Below are 26,085 nucleotides of genomic sequence, written 5' to 3'. Positions count from 1 at the left end.
CAATCTCACGCTACGTGGCGCTCTTGTCCGCAGCCATGCTCACGCTGCGTGGTCGACCACGGAGCGTGCCCTGTACGGCCGCGCCAGCAGCCCGCAGACGCTGACAGGGGTCCGGGTATCGTTCGGCAGTCGCACGATCGAGCTTGAGTGAGGGGGGTATACGAGCCGACCCCAGGAGGTCCGCTCACCACGCCTGGGCAGGTAGCCCTCCGCCCTCAGGGGACAAGCGACCCCTCCGCCGCCAGGGACGAGCAGCCCTCCGCCGCCAGGGACGAGCAGCCCTATGCCAGCTCGCCCGTGAAGCTCCTCCCCGGGCCGACCGGGTCGACGCCGAACAGGTCGGCCACGGTTGCGCCGAGGTCGGCGAAGGTGCTCCGGTCGTGCAGGCGCACGCCGGCGGTGCCGCCCGGGCTGAACGCCACCATCGGGGTGAACTCCCGGGTGTGGTCGGTCCCGGGCGCGGTCGGGTCGCAGCCGTGGTCGGCGGTCAGGAACAGCCAGTCCGCCTCGCCCAGCTCGGCCACCACCTCGGGCAGGCGCGCGTCGAACTCCTCCAGGCAGCGGCCGTAGCCGGCCACGTCGCGCCGGTGGCCGTAGACCATGTCGAAGTCGACCAGGTTGGTGAAGACCAGCGTCGGACCGGCCGCCTCGCGCAGGTAGCGCACGGTCGCGTCGAGCGAGCTCTGGTTGTCGCCGGTGTGGTCGGAGTCGTCAAGGCCCCGGCGCGAGAAGATGTCCTCGATCTTGCCCACCCCGAGCGTGCGGACGCCGGACTTCTGGACCGCCTCGAGCACCGTGGGCCCGGCAGGCGGCAGCGCGTAGTCGCGCCGCTCCTTGGTGCGGACGAACGAGCCGGGCTCGCCGTCGAACGGGCGGGCGATCACCCGGCCGACCGCGTGCTCCCCGGTGAGCAGCCCGCGGGCCGTCTCGCACCACTGGTAGAGCTGGTCGAGGGGCACGACCCGCTTGTGGGTGGCGATCTGGAAGACCGAGTCGGCCGAGGTGTAGACGATCGGCCTGCCCGAGGCGAGGTGCTCCTCGCCCAGCTCCTCGATGATCTCGGTGCCGGAGGCGGGACGGTTGCCGAGCACCCCGCGCCCGATCGCCTCGCTGAACGCGTCGACCACCTCGGGCGGGAAGCCGTCCGGGTAGGTGGGGAACGGCGAGGTGAGCACCACGCCCATCATCTCCCAGTGCCCCGTGGTGGTGTCCTTGCCGGCCGACCGCTCGGCCATGCGGGCCACCACCCCGGCGGCCGGGTCACGGGCTGCCACGCCGGCGATCCCGGTGAGCCGCCCGATGCCCCACGCCTCGAGCGTCGGCAGCCGCAGCCCGCCCAGCGCAGCCGCGGTGTGGCCGATGGTGTTGGCGCCAGCGTCCCCGTAGTCGCTCGCGTCCGGCGCCTCGCCCACGCCGAGGGAGTCGCAGACGACCACGGCCACCTTGCCCGGACGGGCCGGGCGCCCCTGTCTCATGCCCGCCCCCGCTGCTGCTTGCACCGGATGCAGAGCCGGGCGGCGGGCAGCGCCTCGAGCCGCTCGTCGGGGATCGGCTGCCCGCAGCGCTCGCAGGTGCCGTAGGTGCCCGCCTCGATGCGGTCCAGTGCGTGGTCGACGTCCCGGAGGGTGTCGCGCAGGCTCTGCACCAGCCGGAGGAGGCTGGACCGCTCGGCCGCCGCCTGACCGGCGTCGGCGAAGCCCTCGTCCAGCTCGGGGTCCCTGATCCCCTCCGCGTCGCGGTGGGCACCGAGATCGTCGAGCTGCTTCAGCAGCGCGTCCCGCTCCCCTGCCAGCCGCTCGTGCAGCCGGTGCGTCGTCTGCTGGTCCATCCCAGCTCCTCCCGTGGTTCGTCCGGCTTCCGCTCCCCTTCACGGACGGCCTGCAACACGATCACGATCGTGGGCGGCCAGCGCAAGGCTCGAAGCGGCAAGGCCCGGCAAGTACGGCAAAGGCTACAAGATCATGAACTCGAAGCGGCCTGGGGTGAAGCACCTGGTTGCCCGGCGCGAGGGTGGGCCCGGAGATAGACCTCTCGTAGACGGTCCTGGGTGACCTTCGTGTACACCTGGGTCGTGGCCAGGCTTGCGTGTCCGAGCAGCTCCTGGACGCTGCGGATGTCGGCACCGCCGGCCAGCAGGTGGGTGGCGAACGAGTGGCGGAGCACGTGGGGCGACACGTCGGCCGGGAGGCCGGCCCGCTCGGCGTGGTGACGGAGGATCTTCCAGCACCCCTGCCTGGTGAGGCGGCCGCCGGCCGCGTTGAGGAACAGCGCCGGCCCCGACCCGGACACGGCCAGGGAGGGGCGGCCGCGGACGAGGTAGGCGGCCACGGCGCGCCGGGCCGAGCGGCCGACGGGGACCAGGCGCTCCTTGGCCCCCTTGCCGAAGGCGCGCACGGTGCCGTCGTCGAGGTCGACGTCGTCGACGTCGAGCCCGGTCGCCTCGCTGACCCGCAGGCCGGCCGCGTACAAGGTCTCCAGCAGGGCGCGGTCGCGCAGGGCGCGGGCGTCGTCGCCGGGCACCGCGGCCAGCAGCGCCTCAACCTGCTCGACGGTGAGCGCCTTGGGCAGCGCGGCCGGGACCTTCGGGCTGCCCAGGTCGCGGGAGGGGTCGGCACCGGCCAGGTGCTCGCGGACCAGGAACCGGTGGAAGCCGCGCACCGCGGCCAGGCTGCGGGCCACGCTCGAGGCGCGGTAGCGGGTGCCGACCGGCGTGCTCCCGGCCCGCAGGGCGCCGACGAAGGCGACCAGGTCGTCCTCGCCGGCCAGCGTCGGGTCGTCGATCCCGGCCGCCGCCAGCCAGCCCGCGTACCGGTACAGGTCGCGCCGGTAGGCGGCCAGCGTGTTTGCGGCCAGGCCACGCTCGACGGCCAGGTAGTCCAGGAAGCTCCGGACCGCGCTGGAGGCGGCCGCGCTCACCGGCGCCGTCTCGACGCGCTCGCCTGAAGCGCGCGAGGCACCGGAGCCGCCCGGTGCCGCCTTCACCCGTGCGTCGGCCGCCGCCTTCACCCCGGAGCCGCCCGGTGCCGGCCGGGTCGCCACGGCCGGCGTCAGCGACCGCCCCCGCCGTCGCCCATGGCCTCCTCGAGCGGCCGCCAGTCGAGCTGGTGCGCGGCTGCCACCGGCTCCGAGGTCAGCTCGCCTCGCCAGACGTTGACGCCCTTGGCGAGCGGCGGGTCGGACCGCACCGCGGCCTCGATCCCGGCCGAGGCGAGGGCGACCGCGTAAGGCAGGGTGACGTTGGTGAGGGCGTAGGTGGAGGTGTGGGGCACCGCCCCGGGCATGTTGCCGACGCAGTAGTGGACCACCTCGTCGACCACGTAGGTGGGGTCCGAGTGGGTCGTCACGTGGCTCGTCTCGAAGCAGCCACCCTGGTCGATGGAGATGTCGACGAGCACGGCGCCCGGCTTCATCGCCTTGACGTGCTCCCTGCTCACCAGCCTGGGCGCCTTGGCCCCTGGGATCAGCACCGAGCCGATCACCAGGTCGGCGCTGAGGACCAGCTCCTCGACCGTCTGCCGGTTCGACATGAGGGTGAGGATGCGGCCCTTATGGATCGAGTCGACGTAGCGGAGCTTGTCGATGTTGGTGTCGAGCATGATGACCTCGGCCTCCATGCCCTGGGCGATCCAGGCGGCGTTCTGGCCGGCCATGCCGCCCCCGAGCACGACCACCCGGGCCGGGGCGACCCCGCTCACCCCACCCATGAGCACGCCCCGGCCGCCCGACTCGCGCTCCAGCAGGTGCGCCCCGACCTGGGGCGCCATCCGGCCAGCAACCTCGCTCATCGGGGCCAGCAGCGGGAGGCGGCCGCCATCCAGCTCGACCGTCTCGTAGGCGACCGCAGTGGTGCCCGACTTGAGCAGCGCCTCGGTGACCTCGCGGCTCGCGGCCAGGTGGAGGTAGGTGAACAGCACCTGGCCGGCACGCAGCCGGCCGAACTCCTCGGGCACCGGCTCCTTCACCTTGAGGATGAGGTCGGCCTCGCCCCAGACCTCGTCGGCGGTGTCGAGGATGGTGGCCCCGGCCCGGACGAAGCCGCTGTCGGGGATGGAGCTCCCCACGCCGGCGTTGCACTCCACCAGCACCCTGTGGCCGGCGTCGGCGAGCTCGCGCACCCCGACCGGGGTGATGGCGACCCGGTACTCGTGGTCCTTCAGCTCGCGCGGGATGCCTACGTCCATGGTGCGCGCCCCTTCCTGTGCCGACGCACGGCCAGACCGGGCCGAAGTGCCGCGCCGCCAGCTGTCGTCCCTGCCCGCCCGGCCCTCGTTGGCCGAGGTGCCCAGTCTACGAGACGGTGGACCCCGTGGGAGCACCTTCGGGAGTTCCGTCCCCTCCCTCCCGGCGGCCTCCGGGGCCGCGCCGGGCCGGCCCTGGGACGAGCCCGTGGGGACGAGCGCAAAGCCTGCCCGGGGCGGGTGCCGGGCCGGCCGTGGGGGCGAGTACTCAGCCCGCTCTCGGCCCGGGCTGGGGCGCGGCCGCCGGGCGGGCGGCGACCCGGCGCGCCGGGGCGTCGGGGGCGGGCGCACGGGACTGGTCAGGCGCCCATGCTCCCGCGCGCATGAGGCCGTAGAGCCCGAGCGCGACCAGCGTCTTGGAGTCGCCGGGAGGGTTGCCGGCCACCCGCTCGACCGCCTCGTCGAACGTCAGGGCGACCATCTCCATGCCGGCCTCTTCCCACTCGCCCGGCGGCGGCTCGCCCTCGATCGGCCGCACGCCCTCGGCCAGGTAGATGTCGACGACCTCGTCGCTCCAGCCCGGAGTCGTGTAGAACGTGGTCAGCCAGGTCAGGGTGCCGCCCTCCACCCGCAGCTCCTCGGCCAGCTCCCGGCGGAGGGCCTCGGTGACCGGCTCGCCGTGCACGTCGTACGTCCCGGCCGGCACCTCGAGCAGCCTGCCGCCGACCGCGTGCCGCCACTGGTCGACGAGCAGGACCCGCCCTTCCCCGTCCACCACCAGGGCGCCGACCGCGCCAGGGTGCTCGACGACCTCCCGGCTGCTCTCGCGGCCCTCGGCGTCGGCGATCCGGTCGACCCGCACGCTGATCAGGCGGCCCGTGAACGGGCGCTCGCTGGCGACGATCCGGAACCCGGGACTCGCCTCGTCGGCGGTCACCGGCGGTCGGGGTCGGCGACCATGCCGAACAGGCCGGCGTCCCTGCCGTAGGAGTGGTCGGTCCGGCCGGCCGGCTCGGCGGCCTCGTCGTCGGACCCGGTCCCGCTCCGCTCCGGCGCGGTGAGGTCGATCGTGCCTCCACGGTCGGTCCTGGCCACGAGCGTGGGGATCGCCGGCGCGTCCCGGGCCGGGGCGCCGGCGGGCGCCGCCCGCCGGTCGCCGGCGGCCGGCTCCTTGCCCTCGTCGGCCTCGTCGGCCTCCCTCGCGGCGAAGAATGCGTCGGCGTCCTCCCGCCGGTCCTCGTCCACTTCGGCGGAGGCGCTCACGTCGGCGTCCTCGGACCGCTCGGCGTCCTCGGACCACTCGTCCGCCGGGGCAGCGGCGGCCGTCACGTCGGCGTCCTCGGACCGCTCGTCCGCCGGGGCGACGGCGGCCGTCACGTCGGCATCCTCGGGCGCCTCGCTCCCCGGGGCGGCGGTGAGCTCGCCGGCCTCCTCGGCCCGCTCGGCTGCGATCTCGCCGGCCTTGCCGTCCTCGGGTTGGTCGGCCGGGGCGACCGCAGCGCTGGCCGGGTCGGTGTCGAATGGGGTGCCGGATGAAGCGGGCGCGCTCGCCGGCGCGGCCCCGTTGGCCAGGCCGTTGGCGGTCGCCTGCCTGTCGGCCTGCCGCGGGGCGGCGTCGGCCGGGGCGGTGTCAGCAGAGGCGGTGTCAGCCGAGGCACCGTTGGCCGGCCGGGTCCCCCCAGCCACGGGCTCGGGCGCGGGGAGGGAGGCGGGCTCCGGGCGGCGGACGACCGGGCGGCCTCTGGTGATCGTCTGCCACTCGGCGTCGCGCCGGTCGGCCAGCTCGGTCGCCGCGCCGACGAAGTCGCGGAACAACGGGTGCGCGCGCGTGGGCCGGGAGCGGAACTCCGGGTGGAACTGGCCGGCCACGAACCACGGGTGGTCGGCCAGCTCGACGATCTCCACCAGCCGGCCGTCGGGAGAGGTCCCCGAGACGACCAGGCCCGCGTCCTCCAGCCGGCGCCGGTAGCGGTTGTTGACCTCGTAGCGGTGGCGGTGGCGCTCGAACACCAGCCCGTCGCCGTACGCCTGCTCGGCCCGGGTGCCCTTGGTGAGCCGACACGGGTCCAGCCCCAGCCGCATGGTGCCGCCCAGGTCGGCGACCCCCCGCTGGCCGGGCAGCAGGTCGATGACCGGGTAGGGGGTGCCGGGGTCGAACTCGCTCGAGTTGGCGCCCTCCAGGCCGGCCAGGTCGCGGGCGACCTCCACGACCGCGCACTGCAGGCCGAGGCAGATGCCGAGGAACGGGACGCGGTGCTCGCGGGCGAACCGGACGGCCTCGATCTTGCCCTCGACGCCACGGACCCCGAACCCGCCGGGCACCAGGATGCCGTCCACCGTCTCGAGCACGGTCATGCCGGCGCCGTCCTCCTCGAGGTCGCCGGAGGCGGTCCAGACCACCTCGACGTTCACGCCGTGGTGGAAGCCGGCGTGGGCCAGTGCCTGGGTGACCGACAGGTAGGCGTCGGGCAGGTTGATGTACTTGCCGACCACCGCGACGCGGACGGTCCGGCGCGGGTTGCGGATGCGGTCGACCAGCGCCCGCCACTCGTCGAGGTCGGGCTCGTCGACGCTGCCGTCCAGGCGCAGGTGGCGGACGAGGTAGCGGTCGAGCCCCTCCTCGTGGAGCACGAGCGGGATCTCGTAGATGGAGCTTGCGTCGGGGGCGCTCACGATCCCGTCGACGTCGACGTCGGAGAGCAGGGAGATCTTGCGCTTGAGGGCCTCGGTGATGGGCCGGTCGGTGCGGCAGACGATGGCGTCGGGCTGGATGCCCAGCGACCGCAGCTCACGCACCGAGTGCTGGGTCGGCTTGGTCTTCAGCTCGCCCGACGGGGCGATGTAGGGGACCAGCGAGACGTGGCAGAAGAACACGTTCTCGCGGCCCACGTCGTGGCGGAGCTGGCGGATCGCCTCGAGGTAGGGCAGCGACTCGATGTCGCCGACGGTGCCGCCGACCTCGGTGACGACCACGTCGGCGTCCTCGGCCACGCGCAGGATCCTGGCCTTGATCTCGTTGGTGATGTGGGGGATGACCTGCACGGTGTCGCCGAGGTACTCGCCCCGGCGCTCCGCGGCGATGACCGTCGAGTAGACCGCCCCCGTGGTGACGTTGGAGTCGCGGTAGAGGTTCTCGTCGATGAAGCGCTCGTAGTGCCCGAGGTCGAGGTCGGTCTCGCAGCCGTCGTCGGTCACGAAGACCTCGCCGTGCTGGAAGGGGTTCATGGTGCCCGGGTCGACGTTGATGTACGGGTCGAGCTTCTGCATGGTGACCCGGAGGCCGCGGGACTTCAGCAGGCGCCCGAGCGACGCGGCGGTGAGGCCCTTGCCCAGCGATGACGCGACGCCACCGGTCACGAAGATGTGCTTGGCCAAGGTCGGTCGAACCCCCTTTGGGCCCACGATGGGGGGACCGGACGCTCGGTGCCTGCACGCCCGGCCGCTACGGGCCCTCGGGACGCCAAGATAGCACGCCCCGGCCGTGCTCCCCGACAGCGCCTGGTCAGCCCGCCTCGTCGGCGCCCGGTCAGCCCGCCTCGTCAGCGCCCGGTCAGCCCACCTCGTCGCGGCGCCGGCCGAGACCGTCGACCGCCCGCAGCCAGCGGTTGCCCTCGATGACGCGGGTGAACGAGACCCGCTCGCTGGCCGCCTGCAACACCACGAGCACGGCGGCGGCCACCCAGAGCAGCCAGGACGGCCCAGTGACGAGCAGCGTCCCCACCACCGCGCCGAGCGCGTTCGCACCGCAGTCGCCGAGCATCCCCTCCTCGCGGAGGTCGAGGGGAAGCACGGCCAGAGTGGCGCCGGCCAGTCCGGCCGACCAGGCGCCCGCGGTCGGGTCGATCAGGCAGCCGACCACCCACAGGGGCAGGAACACCTTGGCGCAGCGGCCCGGGCGCAGGTCGAACAGGTTGGCGACGTTGGCGGCCGAGGCGACCACCACCGCGCCGACCAGCACGATGTACCAGGGGTGCTCCTCCACGGCCAGGCTGGCCACCAGCAGGGCGGCGAGCATCCCACCGACCAGCTTGGCCCCGCCCCCGGTGAGCCGGCCTGCGGCGAGCGCGCGCAGGTGCCCGCGGAAGCCACGGGGGCCGGCGTCCTGGACCAGGTCGTCGAGGAGCCCGAGGAGCCCGAAGGCGAGCGCGGCCACCACCACGGCGGCCCCGGGACCGGTCACGGCCACGTCGGCCTGCAGGGCCCGGCGCCAGTCGACCCGGCCGGCCAGGGCGAGCGGGGCGACCCAGGCGAGCAGGCCGAGGGGCAGGACGAGCCCGAGCCCCGCCACCAGGACCCGCTTGCGGTAGTTGACCCGGGAGAGGCTGGACGCGGACAGGGCGGCGAGGAGCTGGGGCGCCGCCCACCTGCCGACGCCCCAACCGACGAGCACCCCGAACACGGCGACCGGCAGCGCGCGCACGGCTCACGCCTCCCCGCGCCCGGCCGGGCCCTGGTCCCCTTCGGCCGGATCGCTCCCGCGGCCCGGGCCACCGCCCCCGGGAGCCGGGCCGCCAGCCCCGGGAGCCGGGCCGCCAGCCCCAGGAGCCGGGCCGCCAGCCCCGGGAGCCGGGCCGCCAGCCCCGGGAGCCGGGCCGCCGCCGCTGGACGCGTCGCCGCCGCTGGACGCGTCGGCGCCGGGGGCTGGCCGCCACACGCGGTGGCGGGCCAGCTCGCGGGCGACCGACCCGGCCTGCCTGCCCCGGTGCACGATCCCGGCGACCGTGCGCCCGGTCGGCTTGTGCCGCAGGTCGACCTGCACCTCCACCACGCGCAGGCCGGCCGCGACCGCGTCCAGGGTCATCGCCACCTCGACCCCGAAGCCGTGAGCGAAGGGGACGAGCTCGCCAACGGCCGTCCAGCGCAGCGCCCGCTGGCCGGACAGGGGCTCGGCCAGCGTCCGCCCGGCCACCCGGCGCATGCCCCAGCGGGCCATGCCGATCGCCACGCCGAAGCCCTTGGCGCCCGGCTGGGCCGGCAGGTCGGCCACTGCCAGGTCCGCCTGCCCGGCCAGGACGGGCTCGAGCAGCGCCTCAAGCAGCGCCGCGGTGTCGCCGAGGTCGGCGTCGGCCAGCAGCAGCGCGACCGGCTCCGGGGACAGGCCCTCGCGCACCCGCCCGGTGAGCGCGGCCAGCCCCGCGTTCAGCGCCCCGCCCTTGCCGAAGTTGCGCGGCAGGTCGAGGCAGTGCGCGCCCGCCTCGAGGGCGCGGGCGGCGGTCGCATCGGTCGACCCGTCGCTGACCACGAGCACCTCGGCGACCCCGGGGACCTTGCGGAGCGCGGCCACCGTCGCCCCGATCCGCTCGGCCTCGTTGAACGCGGGCACCAGGGCGAGCGCGTCCACCCGGGCGCGCCCGCCGCCCGCGTCCACCTTCGCGCGCCCGCTGCGCGCGTCCCCGGTCACTTCTGCGCGCTTTCGGGGAGCAGCCCGGTGACCCTGGCCTTGGTCCCGTAGTGCCCCGTGGGCTCGTTCTGCCAGCGGCGCTGCAGCGCCTCGACGAGAGCGACCTGGCCGTAGACCTGGTCGACGGCGTCGACGGTGGAGACGCGGTCGGGCACGTCCCGGGCGGCCCGGAGCTTCTCGACCCAGGACGTGCCGTCGGGGGCGGCCGCCTCGACGCCGACGACCGGGGTGGCGGACCGGGCCGAGAGCCGGTCGGCGAGCGGGACCAGGAAGGTGAGCGGGTCGAGCGGCGTCGGGTTGTCGGTCGGCCCGATGACCACGAACATCGACCCGGTCCTGGGGAACGGGACGGTGCCGTCGCGCATCGTCGGGTCGGCGAGTCTGAGGTCGGCCAGGAACTTGGCGTCGTCGAGGCCGGTCAGCACGTCCCTGGTCCGGTTGGCGCCCCGGGGCAGGCGGGCCGGGTTGGCCAGCCGGTCCGCGAGCCGGTCGGCGAGGCTGCGCCGGAGCGAGACCGGGTCGGCCTGGTCGGTCTCGAGCAGTGCGTTGAGCGCGGTCCGGTCGCCCTCGGCGGCCAGGCCGAGCCGGTCCGACGCGAAGGTGATGCGCCCGTCCACGTCCGCCCCGGCCGCCTTGAGGGCGTCCTCGACGGCCTTGCGGGTCGCGTCGTCGACCCGGTCGGTGTCGAGCAGCACGGCGGACCTGCCCTTGAGCCGGTCGCGGGCGAGGGCGGGCAGGACGGCGGTGCCGAACGCCTCGTAGGCGCGCACCCGCTCGTCCAGGAGCTTGTTCTCGGCCCGGCGCTGCTCGCTCTCCTTGATGAGGCCGTTCGAGGTGGTGCGGAGCACCGCCACCGTGCCCTCCTTGAGAACGGTGCTGCCCACCACGATCCCGATGGCCAGGGCCAGGAAGACCGCGACCAGCGACACGATGTGGTACCGCAGGTTGATCACTGATGCCTACCTCCGCGGGACGGCCCCGGGGGCCGCCCGGTGTCAGAACAGGGACGTGAGCCGGTCGAAGAACGCCTTCAGCAGCTCGAACGCCTGGTCCCAGACGAGCCGAACTGGCTCTGAGACCAGCGAGATCGCCAGCATGGCGAACATCGCGGCGGCCACCAGCAGGAGCAGGTCGCTGCGGCGCACCCCTTGGCGGTAGAGCCGGTTCACGCCCTTGGCGTCCACCAGCTTCGAGCCCACCTTGAGCCGGACGAGGAACGTCGAAGCCATGCCGGGACGGCCCTTGTCCAGGAACTCGACCATGCTGGCGTGGCTGCCCACGGCCACGATCAGGTCGCAGTCGGCCTCGTAGGCGAGCAGCATGGCCATGTCCTCGCTGGTCCCGGCGCCCGGGAAGACGTATGGGGTGATGCCGAGCGCCTCGACCCGCTCCTTGCCCGGCGCGCGGCCGTCCGGGTAGGCGTGCACCACCACCTCGGCCCCGCAGGACAGCGCCTCGCTGGTCACCGAGTCCATGTCACCGAGGATCACGTCGGGTTTGTAACCCTCCTCGAGCAGCGCGTCGGCGCCGCCGTCGACCCCGATGAGGACGGGGCGGAACTCGCGGATGTAGCCGCGCAGGGTCGAAAGGTCCTTCTTGTAGTCGTGGCCGCGCACCACCACGAGCACGTGGCGGTCGCGCATGGACGTCTTGAGGGAGGGGATGTCGATCCCCTCGAGCAGCAGGTCGCGGTCGCGGCGGACATAGGAGAGGGTGTTGAGGGTGAAGTCCTCGAGTGCCGAGGCGAGGTTGTCCTTGGCCGCGTCGATCCGCTTGCGGACGTCCTCGGGCTGCAGCCACTCGCCAGCGGCGATCCGGCTGTCGTTGCGGTAGACCACGCCGTCCGGGTCGACGCGGACCTGGTCGCCCTCGCGCAGGAAGTCGAAGGCGTCCTCGCCGACGTCGTCGAGGAGCGGGATGCCGGCCTCGACGAGCACCATCGGGCCGGCGTGTGGGTACTGGCCCGAGATGCTGGTGGCCACGTTCACCACCGCGGCGGGCCGGCACTCGACCAGGGTCTCGGCCGCCACCCGGTCGATGTCGGCGTGGTCGATCACGGCCACGTCACCAGCGCGCAGCCGTTTCACCAGGTTCTTGGTGCGCCGGTCCTTGCGGACCGGGCCGACCACGTCGCCCGGGCCCGGGTCGGGCTGGCGCCGGCGGAGCGGGACGAGCCTCATGGCCGAACCCTACCCGAGCCGGGGCGGGCGCCGTCGGAGCCCTTGACCGCCGAGGCCGCGGCCAGGAGTTCCTCGGCATGGGCCTGGGCGAGCCCGGACCCCTCCATCCCGGCCAGCATCCGCGAAAGCTCGGTCACCCGCCCGGCATCGTCGAGGGCCTGCACCTCGGTCCGGGTGACGCCCTCGGCCGCGTGCTTCTCGACCGTGAAGTGCCGGTCGGCGAACGCGGCGATCTGGGGCAGGTGGGTGACCACGAGCACCTGGTGGTGGCGGGCGAGTTGGGCCAGGCGGCGGCCGACGGCCGCGGCCGTGCGGCCGCCCACGCCCGCGTCGACCTCGTCGAACACCAGCGTCGGGGTCTTGTCGGTGCCGGCCAGGACGACCCGCAGCGCGAGCATGACCCGCGACAGCTCGCCGCCCGAGGCGGCCCGGCCGAGCGGGCGGGGCTCGTGGCCGGGGTTGGCCGACAGCAGCAGCTCGACCCGGTCAAGGCCGTCGGCGGTGGCGGCCAGCCGCCGCTGCCCCACCTCGAGCCCGTCCGGGTCGCCGTCCTGCTCGACCGCGACCCGGACAGCCGCGTGGGGCATGGCGAGGTCGACCAGCTCGGCCTGGAGGGCGGCGGCCAGCCGCCCGGCCGCGGCCAAGCGCTCGGCCGAGAGCGTCCCACCGAGCCTGGCCAGGTGGCGGCGGAGGTCGCGGGCCTCGGCCTCCAGCTCCTCGGAGCGCACCGCGCCGCCTTCCAGCTCGGCCAGCTCGGCCCGGGCCTGCTCGGCGAATGCGAGCACGGCCGCCTCGCCGTCGCCGTACTTCCGCTCGAGGTCGCGCAACAGCGCGATGCGGGCCTGCACGGTCTCCAGCCGCTCCGGATCGACCAGCACATGCTCGGTGTAGGCGCGCAAGCTGGAGGCGAGGTCGCCGACCTCGGCGGCGAGCGCACCGGCCCGGTCGGCCAGCTCGCCGAGCTGGGGGTCGTGCCGGCCGGGCCCGGCCACGGCCCGGGCGGCGGCGCCGAGCGCGGTGGCCGCTCCCAGCTCGTCGTCGCCGGCCAGCGCCTGCCAGGCCGACAGGGCGGCGTCGCGCAGGGCCTCGGCGTTGGCGAGCCGCTCGGCCTCGGCCTCGAGCTCGTCGGACTCCCCCACCCGCACCTCGGCCGCGTCGATCTCGCCGAGCTGGTAGCGGAGCAGGTCGGCTTCGCGGGCCCGCTCGCGGGCGCGGGCGGCCAGGTCGTCCAGCTCGCGGGTGACCGCCCGGAGCCGGTGCCAGCCGACCGCGAAGTCGGCGCGCAGGCCGAGCACGCCCGGGCCGGCGAAGCGGTCCAGGAGGTCGAGCTGCACCCCGGGGCGGAGCAGGCGCTGGAACTCGTGCTGGCCGTGGACCTCGACCAGCGGGCGGACGACCTCGGCCACGGCCGCCACGGTGGCCATGCGGCCCTGGAGCTGGGCCCGGCTGCCCCCGCCGGCCATCACCTGGCGGGCCACGACCACCTCGCCGTCCTCGTCCTCCACGCCCGAGGCGGCCAGGATGGCGCCGACCTGGCTGCGCGCGTCCACCACCAGGCGGCCCTCCACCAGCGCGGCGGGACGGCCGACCCGGACCGCGCCGGAGTCCGCCCGCTCGCCCAGCAGCAGCGAGAGCGCGTCGACGACTATCGTCTTCCCCGCGCCGGTCTCACCGGTCAGCACGTTCAAGCCGGCGGCCACCTCGAGGCGCGCGTCGTCGATCACCCCGAGGTCGCGGATATGCAGCTCGCCCAACATCACCGCGATTCTATCCGCCCCGGCGACCATCCTCCCGCTCCGTCCCCAGGCTGTTACACCGGCATCGGTCCCTCCACCGGGTAGCCGCACAGTCGAGGCTCGGGGTCACCCGATCCGGCGGGCGACCACCTCCATGCCCGCGCCCACCACGGCGACCAGCCCGAGCGCGAGCAGCAGGGGCCGCACGGGCGGCAGGGTGAGCGCGAAGAACTCCCGGAGCCATGGGACGGCCACTACCACGCCGAGCCCGGCGGCCATGGCCGCCAGCAGCCCCCGGCGGGTGGGGGTGAGCGGACGCTCCACCAGCCGCAGCACGAGCAGGCCGACGCCGGCCAGGGTGAGGGTGGCGGCGGTGCGCTCCTGCTCCAGGCTGACCCCCTCGACGGCCCGGGTGAGGTTGTAGGCCGCGAACGTGGCCACTGCCGCTGCGATGCCAGCCGGCCCGGCGAACGCGACCACGCGGCGCACGAAGCCGGGCCGGGCCCGGCGGCTGTTCGACTCCAGGGCGAGGAAGAAGGCCGGGATCCCGATGGTGAGGCTGCCGACCAGGGTGAGGTGGCGGGGCAGGAACGGGAACGGCAGCCCCGCCACGCCGGTCGCCACCGCCAGCAGCATCGCGTACACGGTCTTGGTGACGAACAGCTTGGCGACCCGCTCGACGTCGGCGATCACCCGCCGGCCCTCGGCGACGACCTGCGGGAGGCTCGCGAAGCGGCCGTCGAGCAGGACCAGCCGCGCGACCGCGCGCGAGGCCGCGCTGCCCGAGCCCATCGCGATCCCGAGGTCGGCGTCCTTCAGCGCGAGCACGTCGTTGACGCCGTCGCCGGTCATCGCGACCACGTGCCCGCGCGCCTGCAGCGCCTCCACCATGGCCCGCTTCTGCCTGGGCACGACCCGGCCGAAGACCGACCGCTGCTCGAGCAGTCCGCCGAGCGCGGCCGGGTCGTCGGGCAGCGTCCTCGCGTCGACCGGCGCGTCCGCGCCTGGGACGCCGACCCGGCCGGCGACCGCGGCCACGGTTCTCGGGTGGTCTCCCGAGAGCACCTTGGTGGCCACGCCCTGCTCGTGGAAGTACGCGACGGTCGGCGCGGCGTCGGCGCGGACCCGGTCGCCCAGCACGACGAACGCGCGGGGCGAGAGGCCCTGGGGCAGCCGCTCGCCCTGGACCGGGCCGGGCGCGGCCGCGAGCAGCACGACCCGCTTGCCCTCGGTGGCCAGCTGCTCCGTGCGGCGCAGGAGCGCACCCTGGTCGTCCGGGGCGGCGCGTTCCAGCGGCGCGGTGCCCCGCGGCGGCGCCGTGCCCTGCGGCGGCGCCGTGCCCTGCGGCGGCGCGGTGCCATCCCCGCCGCGGCACGGCCTCCCGCCGCGGCACGGCCTCCCTTCGCGGAGCCGTCGCCCGGGGTCGCGCCCGCGGCCAGGAGCACCTCGGGGGCGCCGAGCAGCCAGGTGCCGTGGCCGTCGAAGGTGGCCGCGCTCCACTTGCGGGCCGAGGAGAACGGGACCGTGGCCGTGGGCGACCAGCCGTCGGACGGCCAGGCGACCGCGATCGCCCGCAAGGTGGCGTTGGGGCTCGGGTCGGCGGCGGCGAGCGCCCCGAGCGCGGCCTCGGTGCCGTCCCCGCCGGTCAGCCGGACCAGCTCCTGCACGGCGAGGTCGCCCTCGGTGATCGTGCCGGTCTTGTCGAAGCAGACCACGTCGACCCGGGCGAGCGTCTCGACCGCCGGGAGCTCCTGCACGAGCACGTTGCGCCGGCCCAGCCGCACCACGCTGACCGCAAAGGCGACGCTGGTCAGCAGCACCAGGCCCTCGGGCACCATCGCCACCGTGCCAGCCACCGCGCCCCGCAGCGCGTCCTGCACGCTCGAGTTGGACCGGAGCTGGCTGACCACCAGGAGCACCGCGGTGGGCACGAGGACCCAGGCGATGAGCCTGACGATGCGGTCGATCCCGGCCCGCAGCTCCGACCGGGCCAGGGTGAAGCGGCGCGCGTCCTCGGCCAGCCTGGCCGCGTACGCGTCGCGGCCGACGCGCACCGCCCGGTAGGCGCCCGACCCGGCCGCCACGAAGCTGCCCGACAGCACCTCCTGGCCCGGCGCCTTGCCGACCGGCTCGGACTCGCCGGTGAGCAGCGACTCGTCCACCTCCAGGGCGGCCGATCCGGGCGGCTGGGAGACCACCTCGCCGTCGACCACGACCTGGTCGCCAGGGGCGGCGAGCAGCAGGTCGTCGAGCACGACCTCGCCGACGGCGACCTCTGCCGGCCGACCGTCGCGCACCACCCGCGCCTTGGGCGCGGCGACCACCGCCAGGCGTTCCAGGGTGCGCCTGGCCCTGACCTCCTGCACCACCCCGACCAGGGTGTTGCCGATGATGACCAGCCCGAACAGCGCGTCCTGGAGCGGCCCGACGACCAGGATGACCGCCAGCAGCGACCCGAGCAGCAGGTTGAAGGGGGTGAGGACGTTCGCCCGCAGGATCTGCCCGACCGTGCGGGCCGGTGCCGCCGGCACGTCGTTGACCAGACCGCGGGCCACCCGGTCGGCCACCTCGGCCGCGGTCAGTCCCTGGTGGCCCGGCGCCGGGAACGCGGCGCCGCCGGGCGGGGTCGGCGCGGTCCCCGGTCGCCCCTGGCCGACCGGTTCCGGCGCCTCACGCGGGTCCGCCACGTCCATGCTCCATGCCTCCGAGTGAGCGGCCACGACCAGCCCGTACGGCCGCCGTGCCGGGCGGTGCCGTCGACAGCCTGCAGAACTCCACGCCGCGTATCCATGTTCCCACCGGACCAGCTCCTGGCCAGTGCTGCGCCCGGCCACCTCGTTCACGCCTCGACGGTCCGTTGTAGGCGACGCCGCACACGCGCACGACCGGATAGGCGACGCCGTACACGCGCATGACCGGAGCGGTCGCCCATGCTGCCCGCTCGAGCTACTTCGCCGGCCGGCGGTCCGCCTCGCCCGCGTCGGCCAGGCGGAACTTCGAGCGCACCAGGCCGTAGAAGTCGGGCTCGCCGATGCGGACGAGCAGCGCGTCCTCCTCGCCCCGGCGGACCTCCACGGCCGCGCCGGGCGGCAGCTCCCGCACGGCGCGGCCGTCGACGCTCTCCACGACCGGGCCGTCCGCCAGGACCTCGAGCCGGACGACCTCGTCGGGATGCAGCACCAGCGAGCGGTTGAACACCATGTGGGGGGCGATCGGGGTGAGCAGGAGCGCGTCCAGCCGGGGCGACACGATCGGTCCGCCGGCCGAGAAGCTGTAGGCCGTGGAGCCGGTGGGCGACGCGACCATGACCCCGTCGGCCGCGTAGCGGGCGAACAGCCGCCCGTCGATGTAGGCGGCGACCCCGGCCAGCCGCTCCCTGGCCGCCTTCTCGAGCACGACGTCGTTGGCAGCGAGGTCCTCGCCGAGGATGCGGCCGTCCAGCTCGGTGCGCGCGACCAGGGTGGTGCGCCGCTCGACGTGGTAGCGGCCCTCCCAGACCGCATCGAGGGCGGTTCGCATGCCGTCCGCCTCCACCTCGGTCAGGAAGCCGAGCCGCCCGAGGTTCACCCCGAGCACCGGCACCTGGTCCCGGACGGCGAGCCGCACGGCGCGGAGCAGGGTGCCGTCACCGCCGAGCACCACGACCAGGTCCAGCCCGTCGGCGAAGTCCTCAGGGCGTGCGCACGGCACGCCCTCGCCCAGGCAGCCCCGCTCCTCGTCGAGGGTGCGCAGCTCGATGCCGTGGTCGGCCGACCAGCCGACCAGCTCCTTGCCCAGCGCGAGCGCGGACGGCCGCCCGGTGTGGACGACCACCCCGACCTGCCGCAGCCCGGGGCTCACCGGCGCCCCCACCGGCCACGCCACGCCCTACACGCCCCGGCGGCCCGGCGCCCCCGCCGGCCACGCAGCGCCCCTGATGCGCCTGCCCCGGTCATCGCGCCGCCCCGGGGAGGGTGGCGGCCTCGGCGACGGCGGCGGCGAGGGCCTCCTCGTCGAGCTCGCAGGCACCCGCCCGAAGGTGCAGGAAGAACTCGACGTTGCCGGCTGGGCCAGGCCGGGAGGAGGGGCAGACCCCGGCCACCCCGAGCCCCTCGCGGGCGGCGGCGGCGGCCACCGAACGGACGGCTGCGGCCCGGACCGCCGGGTCGCGCACCACCCCGCCGCGGCCGACGGCCTGCCTGCCCGCCTCGAACTGGGGCTTGACCAGCAGCAGGAGGTCGGCGTCCGGACCGGCCAGGGTGGCCAGGGCGGGCAGGACCACGCCGAGCGAGATGAACGACAGGTCGGCGACGACGAGATCCACCGGCCCGCCGGTGGTGTCCAGCTCGAGGGCGCGCACGTTGGTCCGGTCCAGCACCCGAACCCGCGGGTCGTTGCGGAGGCGCACGTCGAGCTGCCCGTAGCCGACATCGACGGACAGGACCTCGGCCGCCCCCCGGCGCAGCAGCACGTCGGTGAACCCGCCGGTGGAGGCGCCGGCGTCGAGGCAGCGCCGGCCGGCCACGGCCACGCCGAGGCGGTCGAGGGCAGGCGCCAGCTTCTCTGCCCCCCGGCTGGCCCACTGCCTGGCCGGGCCAGCCAGCACGACCGGGTCGGCCGGGGAGACAAGGGCCGACGGCTTGCTGGCGACCGCGCCGGCGACCTGGACCCGGCCGGCCAGGACGGCCTCGGCGGCCGCCTCCCGGCTGGGCGTGAGCCCGCGTCGCACGAGCTCCCGGTCCAGGCGCAGACGCGCGGCCATCTGTGCCTACAGGCCCTCGAGGCTGCGCAGCTCGGCGAGGATGGCGGCGCCCAGCGCCTCGAATGCGTCGGGATGCGCGGTCAGGTCCTTGGCGTCGAGCGCGGCCAGACCGGCCTGGACGCGCTCGGCCAGACCGGCTGCCTGCTCGGCGGACGGGAGCACCGGGCCCACGGGCACCTCCTCGGGTCTCGGGCGTCGGCTGCGGCGGGCGAGACCCGCATGTCGAGTACGAGATACGAGTAGTCGAGTACGAGTATAGGAGGCCGGTGGTTCCGGCTGGCGGCCGGCGAACGCCGGCCGGCCCCACAGCCGCCGCATCCGGTCCGGCGTCGACGGTTCCTGGCCGACGGTTGGCGGGAGCTGAGCGGCTGTCAGCTCCGGCTGGGCGGGCCGGTCAGCTCTGGCTAGGCGCGGTCGTCAGCTCTGGCTGGGCGCCTCGCCGCCGGCCGTGTCGGTGCTCTCGGCCTTGTCGGTGCTCTCGGCCTTGTCGGTGCTCTCGGCCTTGTCGGCGCTCTCGGCCTTGTCGGCGCCCTGGGCCGGGGTTGGCTTGGCCGTGCGGGCGGAGCGCCTGGTGGTGCCGCGCCCGCCGGTCGCCGAGGACCGGGTGCTGGCGCCGCCAGTCCGGGTCGTAGTCTTGGCCCTGGCCGCCGAGCCCGTGGAAGTCGGCTTGGCCGCCGTGGTCTTGGCGGCCGCCTCCGTAGCTGTCCGCGCCGAGGTCGAGGTCCGCGACCCGGTCCCGCGAGCGGTTCCCGACCCGCCTGCCTTGGCCCGGGTGGCGTCGGCCCGGGCCAGCTCCTGCTCGAGCGCGCGGATGCGCTGCTGCAGTCGGGCGACCTCGTCGCGGGTGGCGATGCCGAGCGCGCCGAGCTGCCGCTTGACCTCGCGCTGGACCAGCCGGCTGACCGTCTCGCGGTTCTTCTGCGTGCGCCGCAGGAGGTCCTCGGCGACCCGGCTGACCTGCCCCGACTGCAGCTCGCCCTGCCTGGCCAGCCGGGCCGCGACCCGCTCGGCCTGCGTCTTGGTCATCTCGGTCAAGCTGGCCAGCGCCTGCAAGTACTGCTCTCTCCCGCTCGCCATCTGGGACACCTCCGAACCCCGTCCGACCGCATCTACCAGCCCGGATTCTAGCAACGCGCGCCGGCAGAGGAAGACGCGCGCAGGGGCTTGGGGAGGGTCGGTGTGGTAAAACCCGTTCACTCCTGGGAGCCTCCAAGGGCCGGGAGTTGGCGCGAGGAGGGTCCGTGGCGAGCAAGGCCGAGGTCGAGAAGCAACTCGGGGCGTTGCTCGCCCGCCTGGACGAGAACCGCGGCGGCGTGCGGGCGGCGATCCCCTCCCGCAAGGTGCTTCGCTGCTCGATCACCGACCTGGACACGTCGTGGTACTCGGTGATCGAGGACGGCCACGTCTCACCGCCGGGCGAGACCCCGCCGGGCGACCGCACCGACATCATCCTGCACGTCGGCTCCGACGACCTGGTCGACCTGATCGAGGGGCGGCTGTCGTTCCTGTCCGCGTTCACCTCGGGAAAGGTGAAGGTCGATGCGAGCATCATGGACATGCTGCGGCTGCGGGCCTTGCTGTAGGCCGGCGGCCGGCCAGCGGCCGGGGAGGACGCGCCGATGATCTCCCTCATCCCGATCCACGACCAGAACCCGACCCGGCGCCCGGCCGTGGTGACCTACGTCCTGATCGCGATCAACGTGGTCGTGTTCCTGCTCGAGCCGGTCGGCTTCGCGGTCTCGGGCGACCAGGGCAGCGCGGTCGCCGAGTGCCGCCAGATCGCGTTTTTCCGCAAGTACGCCGCGATCCCGCGCGAGCTCACCACCAACGAGCCGCTCCCCGTCACCGCCGGGCCCCCAGCCGGGCCGAACGCATGCCGGCCAGTCCGGCCCGACTACCGGAAGATCCCGTTCCTGTCGGTGCTGTCGTCCATGTTCCTGCACGGCGGCTGGCTCCACCTGCTCGGCAACATGCTGTTCCTGTTCGTGTTCGGCAACAACGTCGAGGACCGCCTCGGCCACATCCGCTACCTGCTGTTCTATCTCGCCTGCGGCTACGTGGCCGCCTACGGGTTCGCGCTCACCAATCCCAACAGCACCGACACGCTGGTCGGCGCGTCGGGCGCGGTGGCCGGGGTACTCGGCGCCTACCTGGTGCTCTTCCCGCGGGCGCGCGTCACCAGCCTGGTGCCGTTCCTGCTGTTCCTGCCGATCCGGCTGCCGGCCTGGGTCGTGCTCGGGTCCTGGTTCGTACTGCAGTGGCTGTACTTCCAGGGCGGCGGCATGGGCGCGGGCTCCAGCGTCGCCTACTTCGCCCACGTGGCCGGCTTCGTCGCCGGCATCGTCGGGGTGATCCTCCTCGGCGGGCTCAGCCCGGCCCGCCGCCCGCCGCCGCCGCCGCAACAGGCGCGTTGGGACCGCTACGCCTGAGCCGCCGGGAGCTCGCGCAGCAGGGGCGTGGCCGGACCGGCGGCGTTGGCGAGCAGGGCCGCCGGGGCCGGCAGGTCGGCGTGGGCCACCTCACGGAACCCGAGGCGGGCGAAGAACCCGGCACCCTTGGCGGCCAGGACGCCGACGCGGCGGACCCCGGCGGCGCGCAGCCTGAGGCAGGCGGCCAGCACCAGGCGGGTGCCGACCAGGCGCCCCTGGTAGTCGCTGGCGACCGCGATGCCGCGCAGCAGGGCCTCGTCGCCGTGCCGGTTCCAGGCCAGCGTGCCGACCACCCGCTGCCCGTCGACGGCGACCAGGGTCGAGCGGATGCGGCTCGGCGCCTGCTCGCCGGACAGGCTGGCCTCGCGGAGCAGGGCCGCGACCGCTTCGGCCTCGGCTGGGACCGCCTCGCGCACGCACGGTCCGGGCGGCGCCAGCAGGCCCCTGAGGTCGGCGAGCAGGTGGTCCGGCGCGGACGGCAGGTCGAGCAGGCCGGCCGGGCGCACCACCCCGGTGAGCACCAGGGCGGTGTCCCAGCCGACCCCGGCGGCACCCTCCAGGTCGGTGTCGGCCCGGTCCCCCACCATCAGGAACGGGCCGCCGCCGATCGCGGCCGCCGCGGTCTCGAACAGGGCCGGCTCGGGCTTGCCTGCCACCTCGGGACGGACGCCGGTGGCCGTGGTGAGCAGGGCCAGGAACGCCCCGTTGCCGGGGACCGACCCCTCCGGGGTGGGCAGGGTGGTGTCGGGGTTGCTGCCCACGAACCGGGCCCCGCCCTGGATGGCGAGGCAGGCGGCGGCGAGCCTCGCGTAGGTGACCTCCGGGTCGATGCCGGCCACGACCAGCTGTGCCTCCCGCCAGGCCGGCGGCTCGACTATGTCGGCGCCGGCCTCCTCGAGGGCTCGGCGCAGCCCGGGGCCACCGACCACCAGCGCCTTCACGCCGGCCAGCGCGGCCTTGCCGCCGAGCAGGTGGACCACGGCCTGGGACGAGGTGAGCACCTCCTCGGCCGCGGCCCGGACCCCGAGCCCTTGCAGCTTGGCGGCCACCTCCTCGGGCGGCCGGTAGGAGTTGTTGGTCACGAACGCCACCGCGACCCCGAGGTCGCGGACGCCCCGCAGCCCCTCCGGCGCCCCCGGGATCACCTGGTCGCGGAGGTAGACGACGCCGTCCAGGTCGCACACGACAGCCCGGTACCGCCCGGCGAGCGGCCCGGGGTCAGCCACGGCGTCCGCTGTCCCCGGGGGGCGCGGCCCGCTCGACCCGGGCGAGCGCCTCCTCGTAGGCGGCCACCCCCGGCCGCATGGCCAGCGCGAGCCGCAGATGCCCGGCAGCGAGCGCGCGCTCGCCCACCCGGGACAGGCACAGGGCCAGGCCGAAGTGGGCGTAGTCGTTGGTCGGGTCGATCTCGAGCACCTTGGCGAACGCGGCCCGGGCGTCGCTGGGGCGGCCGGCCTCGTAGTACGCCCGCCCCAGCGCCTCGCTCACCGAGGCCTGTTCCGGGGCCAGCTTGCGGGCCCGCTCCAGCACGGTCGCGGCCTGGTGCGGGTTGTGCCCGGCGAGCAGCTCGGTGCCGGCGCGAAACAGCTCGTAGGCGTCGGCTTCCACGGCGATCACCTCCAAGCGCGGGACGGCCCCCACCCGTCCCGCCGGCCCGCCGGGAGCACGGGACGCCGACCGCTCGGATGGGGGGATACCCGGACAACGGTACACCGGCCAGCGTGCCCCACCTGGCGGGGGGCCGACCGAGCTTGCTACAACGAAGGCCATGACCGCCCACCTGCCCACGGCGACATGGTAGCCGCCGCCCCCTTCCGGGGCCTCCGCTTCGACCCGGCCGTGGTCGGCGACCACGGGGCGGTGACGGCCCCTCCCTACGACATGGTCCCGCCCGACGCGAGAGGCGCTTACGAGGCCAGGAGCCCGTACAACGTGGTCCGCCTGACCTTGGCGCGGGGCGCCCGCGACGACCCCGCCCGCTACGACCACGTCCCCCGGCTGCTCGACGCCTGGCGGGACGAGGGCGCCCTGCTGCTCGACCCTGCGCCCGCGCTCTACCTGTACGAGGAGGCCTACCTCGTGCGGGCCGAGCGGCGAGTGCAGCGCGGCGTGCTCGCCACCGTCACCCTCGACGACTCGGGTACCGCCGTCCTGCCCCACGAGCGGACCATGGCCGGCCCGGTCGAGGACCGGCTGCGCCTGCTCGAGGTGACCAGGGCCAACCTGTCGCCCCTGTTCGGCGTCTACGCCGGCGGCGGCCGGGCCGCCGCGGTGCTCGACGACCTCATCACATGGCGTCCGGCGGTCGAGTGCGTCGACGAGACCGGGGTGGAGCACCGGCTGTGGCCGGTGACAGACCCGGGCCGGATCGCAGCGTGGCGCGAGCAGCTCGCGGGCCAGCAGGTGCTGATCGCCGACGGCCACCACCGCTACCAGGCCTCGCTCCGCTACCGGGACGCCAGGCGCGTGGCCGCGCCGCACGGCCGCCCGGCGCCCTGGGACGAGGTGCTGATGTTCCTGGTCGACGCCGACCAGCACGGCCCCTCCATCCTGCCCGTGCACCGGCTGCTGGCCGACCTTCCCGCCTCCGCCGTGCTCGGCGCCCTGGCCGACGACTTCGAGGCCCGGGAGTCCAGTGGGGTCGAGGAGCTCGAGGCGGCCCTGGCCGCGCTGCCCCTGCCGGTGGTCGCCTTCGGCCTGTACGGCGGCGGGCGGAGCCGCCTGCTCGTCGCCCGCGACCCCGCCTCCATGGCACTCGAGACCGGGCTCGACCGGGCCCCGCTCGACGTCGAGGTCCTGCACGGCCCGGTCCTGGCCAAGCGTCTCGGGGTGACCGACTTCGAGGCCCGGGTCGGCTACGAGGCCGACCTGGCCCGGGCGGTCAGGCGGGTCGACGAGATCGGGCCGGCCAGCGTCGTGGTGCTCCGCGCCGCCTCGTTCGAGCAGGTGGTCGGGATCGCGCGGGCTGGCGGCACGCTTCCCCAGAAGACCACCTCGTTCCTGCCCAAGCCCCGCGACGGCCTGGTCCTACGACCCCTCGACCCCGCCACGCCCGCGGTGGCCCACGGCACGGCGTAGGCCCCGCGCCCAGCACCGGGCGGCACCGGCCGCGCCCAGCACCGGGCGGCACCGGCTGCGCCCAGAAGGAGCTGACGGCCGCGCCCAGCACCGGGCGGCACCGACTGCGCCCAGCACCGACCGCCATGGCCGGCCTGGTCGCGGGTAGACTCGCGCCGACTCTGGACCGAGACGAGGAGGCCGCCCGTGAGCGTGCTGGACGCCCTGCCCGCCGGCGTGACCGGCATCGACACCCACATGGGGGGCCAGTCGGAGATCACCGCCGGCTTCCTGGTGCGTGCAGAGCGGCCGGCGCTGATCGAGACGGGCCCGGCCAGGGTGGCCGGCGCGATCGCCGAGGGCGTGGCCCGGGCCGGGCTCTCCCCCGACGACCTCGCCTGGATCGTGGTCACCCACGTCCACCTCGACCACGCCGGCGGCGCGGGCGACCTCGTGCGGACCTTTCCCAACGCCACGGTCGTGGTCCACCCGGCCGGGGCGAGGCACCTCGTCGACCCGGAGCGCCTGCTGGCCAGCTCGGCCAGGGTCTTCGGGCCGCTGATGGACACCGTCTACGGCGGCCTCACCCCGGTCGAGGCCGGCCGCATCAAGGCGGCCGAGGACGGCGACACGCTCGACCTTGGTGGGCGCCGGCTCGAGATCATCCACGCCCCCGGTCACGCCAAGCACCACGTCGCGGTGTTCGAGCCCGACCTCGGGGCGTTGTTCGCCGGCGACGGAGTCGGCACCCTGCTGCCGTCGACCGGGGTGCTCCGCCCCGCCACGCCGCCGCCCGACTTCGACCGCGACCTCGCCGTGGCCAGCCTGCGCGCCTTCGCCGAGCGCAGGCCCGAGCACCTGGTGCTCACCCACTTCGGGCCCATCACCCCGCCGGCCGACCGCCTGGCCGAGGCCGAGGAGAAGCTGCTCCGCTGGTGCGAGACCGCCGAGGCGGCCGCCCGCGAGCACGGTGTCGAGCTCGACCACATCGAGGCCGCGCTGCGAGAGCGGTTCGAGCGGGAGGAAGGTCACGAGGCGGCCGACCCGGACCGCCTCGAGCTGCTGAACACCTACCAGTCCAACGCCGCCGGCCTGGCCCGCTGGATCAAGCTCAGGCAGCAGGACGCCGGCTCGCCGTCCTGACCGGCGCGGCGTGCCGCTGCTGCCCATCACCACCGGTCCCAGGCCACCTGGCGTCGGTCCCAGGCCACACCTGGCGTTGCGTGCCTGGAGGGCCGGTGCCATCGTTCTGGTGGATCCGCGGGTCCACCAGAACACGCTCCCCCACGACCTCCAACAGCGCCGGTGCCATGGTCGGGCTGCTCGGCTGATCGACCAGATGGAAGCTAAGCACCTGCTCAGCAGTCCTGTCCGTAACTTGGCGGGAAGGCCCTGGTCGCTGGCCCGGGCTACGGGCAGAACTTCTGGTGACCTGCTTAGCCGGCCTCGAGGGCGGCCAGCCGGTCGGCCGCGTCGAAGAACGACGGGTCGGCCTGGACCACGCGGGCGAACGCATTGCGGGCGACGGCGGCGTCGCCAGCCTGCTCGGCGAGCGCGCCCTCGGCGTAGGCGAGGCGCAGGTGGTGGTCGGCCAGCTCGGTCGGCCAGCGGGCGTGCCGGCGGATCAGGGCCATGCCGGCGGCCGGCTGGCCCAGGTCGCCATAGGCGGACGCAGCCACGAGCAGCAGCTCCGCCGCGGTGTCGGGCTCCATCCTCGCTCGGTCGACGGTCTTGAACAGCTCGATCGCCCGCTCGGGCCGGCCGAGCGCCCGCTCGATGTCGGCGAGCACGGCGGTCAGGTCGACACCGCCCGAGATCCGCTGCGCGGCGGCCAGCTCGGTCCGCGCGGCCCGGAACTCCCCCGTCCGGTACAGCGCCATGCCGAGGACCTCGCGGGCGGCGGACGACCGGGGCGCGGCCCGCTTGGCCGACCGGGCCGCGCGCACGGCCGCCTGGCCGTCGTCGTCGGCAAGGGCGACCACCGCCTCGGCGAGCGCGTGCGCCGCGTCGTTGAACGCGTTGGGCCGCACGGTCTGCCGCAACTCGTCGAGCACCTCACCCGGGAGCGTCTCCGAGACCGGCATCTCCGGCTCGTCCGGCTCCGTCGCCCGGGGCGGCGCCGCCCCGGACCGCCCACCCCGGCCACCGGGCGGGCGGTCCCCGCGCCCGGCGGCAGGGCGGTCCCCGCGCCCGGCGGCAGGACGGTCCCCGCGCCCGGGGATGGGGCGGCGGGCGCCCCGCCTGCCCTCGCGATCATCGCCGCGCCCGGCGGCCGGGCGACCTTGGGCCGGGCTGCTGGGACGCCGGTCCTGGGCGGGTCGTTCCGAGCGCCGCCGGTCGGCCGAGCGCTCGGCATCACGCGG

The 26,085-nt window shown here is 75.2% G+C and carries 22 protein-coding genes and 2 pseudogenes; 4 read left to right on the top strand and 20 right to left on the bottom strand.

The features are described 5' to 3' along the window. Positions 1–281: 281 nt before the first annotated feature. The 17 genes and pseudogenes from VG276_10855 to VG276_10775 form a co-directional block, all read right to left on the bottom strand. Positions 282–1,475 (bottom strand): phosphopentomutase, encoded by a 1,194-nt coding sequence (locus VG276_10855; protein HEV8649877.1) that lies wholly within the window; start codon positions 1,473–1,475, stop codon positions 282–284. Next, positions 1,472–1,828, bottom strand: coding sequence for a TraR/DksA C4-type zinc finger protein (locus VG276_10850; GenBank protein HEV8649876.1), 357 nt, complete (start codon positions 1,826–1,828; stop codon positions 1,472–1,474). The genes VG276_10855 and VG276_10850 overlap by 4 nt, the downstream gene beginning before the upstream one ends. Before the next feature lie 131 nt (positions 1,829–1,959). Next, positions 1,960–2,916 (bottom strand): site-specific tyrosine recombinase XerD, encoded by a 957-nt coding sequence (gene xerD / locus VG276_10845; GenBank protein ID HEV8649875.1) that lies wholly within the window; start codon positions 2,914–2,916, stop codon positions 1,960–1,962. A 131-nt stretch (positions 2,917–3,047) separates the two neighbouring features. Continuing rightward, the gene (gene ald / locus VG276_10840) at positions 3,048–4,181 is read right to left on the bottom strand and encodes an alanine dehydrogenase (protein HEV8649874.1); all 1,134 of its coding nucleotides are present in this window, start codon (positions 4,179–4,181) and stop codon (positions 3,048–3,050) included. A 265-nt stretch (positions 4,182–4,446) separates the two neighbouring features. Next, positions 4,447–5,115: an NUDIX hydrolase gene (locus VG276_10835; GenBank protein ID HEV8649873.1), complete on the bottom strand. Its 669-nt coding sequence runs from the start codon at positions 5,113–5,115 to the stop codon at positions 4,447–4,449. An 851-nt stretch (positions 5,116–5,966) separates the two neighbouring features. Beyond that, a pseudogene (locus VG276_10830) lies at positions 5,967–7,553 on the bottom strand (CTP synthase). A 175-nt stretch (positions 7,554–7,728) separates the two neighbouring features. Beyond that, positions 7,729–8,598, bottom strand: a complete 870-nt coding sequence (locus VG276_10825) for a hypothetical protein (protein HEV8649872.1) — start codon at positions 8,596–8,598, stop codon at positions 7,729–7,731. A gap of 3 nt (positions 8,599–8,601) precedes the next feature. Then, positions 8,602–9,579, bottom strand: coding sequence for a glycosyltransferase family 2 protein (locus VG276_10820; protein ID HEV8649871.1), 978 nt, complete (start codon positions 9,577–9,579; stop codon positions 8,602–8,604). After that, positions 9,576–10,532, bottom strand: coding sequence for a copper transporter (locus VG276_10815; GenBank protein HEV8649870.1), 957 nt, complete (start codon positions 10,530–10,532; stop codon positions 9,576–9,578). Before VG276_10815 ends, VG276_10820 begins: the two co-directional genes overlap by 4 nt. A gap of 42 nt (positions 10,533–10,574) precedes the next feature. Continuing rightward, complete coding sequence (gene steA / locus VG276_10810) at positions 10,575–11,759, bottom strand: putative cytokinetic ring protein SteA (GenBank protein ID HEV8649869.1); 1,185 nt, start codon at positions 11,757–11,759, stop codon at positions 10,575–10,577. After that, positions 11,756–13,546 (bottom strand): DNA repair protein RecN, encoded by a 1,791-nt coding sequence (recN, locus tag VG276_10805; GenBank protein ID HEV8649868.1) that lies wholly within the window; start codon positions 13,544–13,546, stop codon positions 11,756–11,758. Before recN ends, steA begins: the two co-directional genes overlap by 4 nt. A gap of 75 nt (positions 13,547–13,621) precedes the next feature. Further along, entirely contained in the window at positions 13,622–14,635 is a 1,014-nt protein-coding gene (locus VG276_10800) for an HAD-IC family P-type ATPase (protein HEV8649867.1), read from the bottom strand. A gap of 296 nt (positions 14,636–14,931) precedes the next feature. Further along, a pseudogene (locus tag VG276_10795) lies at positions 14,932–16,050 on the bottom strand (HAD-IC family P-type ATPase). Positions 16,051–16,441: 391 nt separating this feature from the next. Continuing rightward, on the bottom strand, positions 16,442–17,335 hold the full coding sequence (locus VG276_10790; protein ID HEV8649866.1) for an NAD(+)/NADH kinase: 894 nt from the start codon (positions 17,333–17,335) through the stop codon (positions 16,442–16,444). Between the two features lie 91 nt (positions 17,336–17,426). Continuing rightward, complete coding sequence (locus VG276_10785; protein ID HEV8649865.1) at positions 17,427–18,236, bottom strand: TlyA family RNA methyltransferase; 810 nt, start codon at positions 18,234–18,236, stop codon at positions 17,427–17,429. A gap of 6 nt (positions 18,237–18,242) precedes the next feature. Continuing rightward, positions 18,243–18,407 carry a hypothetical protein gene (locus VG276_10780; protein ID HEV8649864.1) on the bottom strand — a complete coding sequence of 55 codons (165 nt, stop codon included), beginning with the start codon at positions 18,405–18,407 and terminating at the stop codon, positions 18,243–18,245. A 246-nt stretch (positions 18,408–18,653) separates the two neighbouring features. Next, positions 18,654–19,313 carry a hypothetical protein gene (locus VG276_10775; GenBank protein ID HEV8649863.1) on the bottom strand — a complete coding sequence of 220 codons (660 nt, stop codon included), beginning with the start codon at positions 19,311–19,313 and terminating at the stop codon, positions 18,654–18,656. A 164-nt stretch (positions 19,314–19,477) separates the two neighbouring features. Here VG276_10775 and VG276_10770 point away from each other — a divergent pair, with 164 nt between their 5' ends. After that, complete coding sequence (locus tag VG276_10770) at positions 19,478–19,819, top strand: SCP2 sterol-binding domain-containing protein (protein ID HEV8649862.1); 342 nt, start codon at positions 19,478–19,480, stop codon at positions 19,817–19,819. A 36-nt stretch (positions 19,820–19,855) separates the two neighbouring features. Continuing rightward, positions 19,856–20,665 carry a rhomboid family intramembrane serine protease gene (locus tag VG276_10765; protein ID HEV8649861.1) on the top strand — a complete coding sequence of 270 codons (810 nt, stop codon included), beginning with the start codon at positions 19,856–19,858 and terminating at the stop codon, positions 20,663–20,665. Here VG276_10765 and VG276_10760 read toward each other — a convergent pair. Together VG276_10760 and VG276_10755 are read right to left on the bottom strand one after the other, a co-directional pair. After that, positions 20,656–21,891 carry an HAD-IIA family hydrolase gene (locus VG276_10760; protein ID HEV8649860.1) on the bottom strand — a complete coding sequence of 412 codons (1,236 nt, stop codon included), beginning with the start codon at positions 21,889–21,891 and terminating at the stop codon, positions 20,656–20,658. The genes VG276_10765 and VG276_10760 overlap by 10 nt on opposite strands. Continuing rightward, a complete protein-coding gene (locus tag VG276_10755; protein HEV8649859.1) occupies positions 21,884–22,273 on the bottom strand; it encodes a tetratricopeptide repeat protein in 390 nt (129 codons plus the stop codon). The genes VG276_10760 and VG276_10755 overlap by 8 nt, the downstream gene beginning before the upstream one ends. 186 nt (positions 22,274–22,459) lie before the next feature. On the opposite strand from VG276_10755, the gene VG276_10750 reads away from it, so the two are divergent. After that, a complete protein-coding gene (locus VG276_10750; protein ID HEV8649858.1) occupies positions 22,460–23,743 on the top strand; it encodes a DUF1015 domain-containing protein in 1,284 nt (427 codons plus the stop codon). Between the two features lie 186 nt (positions 23,744–23,929). Continuing rightward, positions 23,930–24,865 (top strand): MBL fold metallo-hydrolase, encoded by a 936-nt coding sequence (locus VG276_10745; protein ID HEV8649857.1) that lies wholly within the window; start codon positions 23,930–23,932, stop codon positions 24,863–24,865. Between the two features lie 293 nt (positions 24,866–25,158). Here VG276_10745 and VG276_10740 read toward each other — a convergent pair. Next, a partial coding sequence (locus tag VG276_10740) for a hypothetical protein (GenBank protein HEV8649856.1) occupies positions 25,159–26,085 on the bottom strand: 927 nt, incomplete at its 5' end.

The sequence above is a fragment of the Actinomycetes bacterium genome (assembly GCA_036000965.1).
GTDB lineage: Bacteria > Actinomycetota > CALGFH01 > CALGFH01 > CALGFH01 > DASYUT01.
This window is presented reverse-complemented; position numbering and strand designations above follow the sequence as displayed.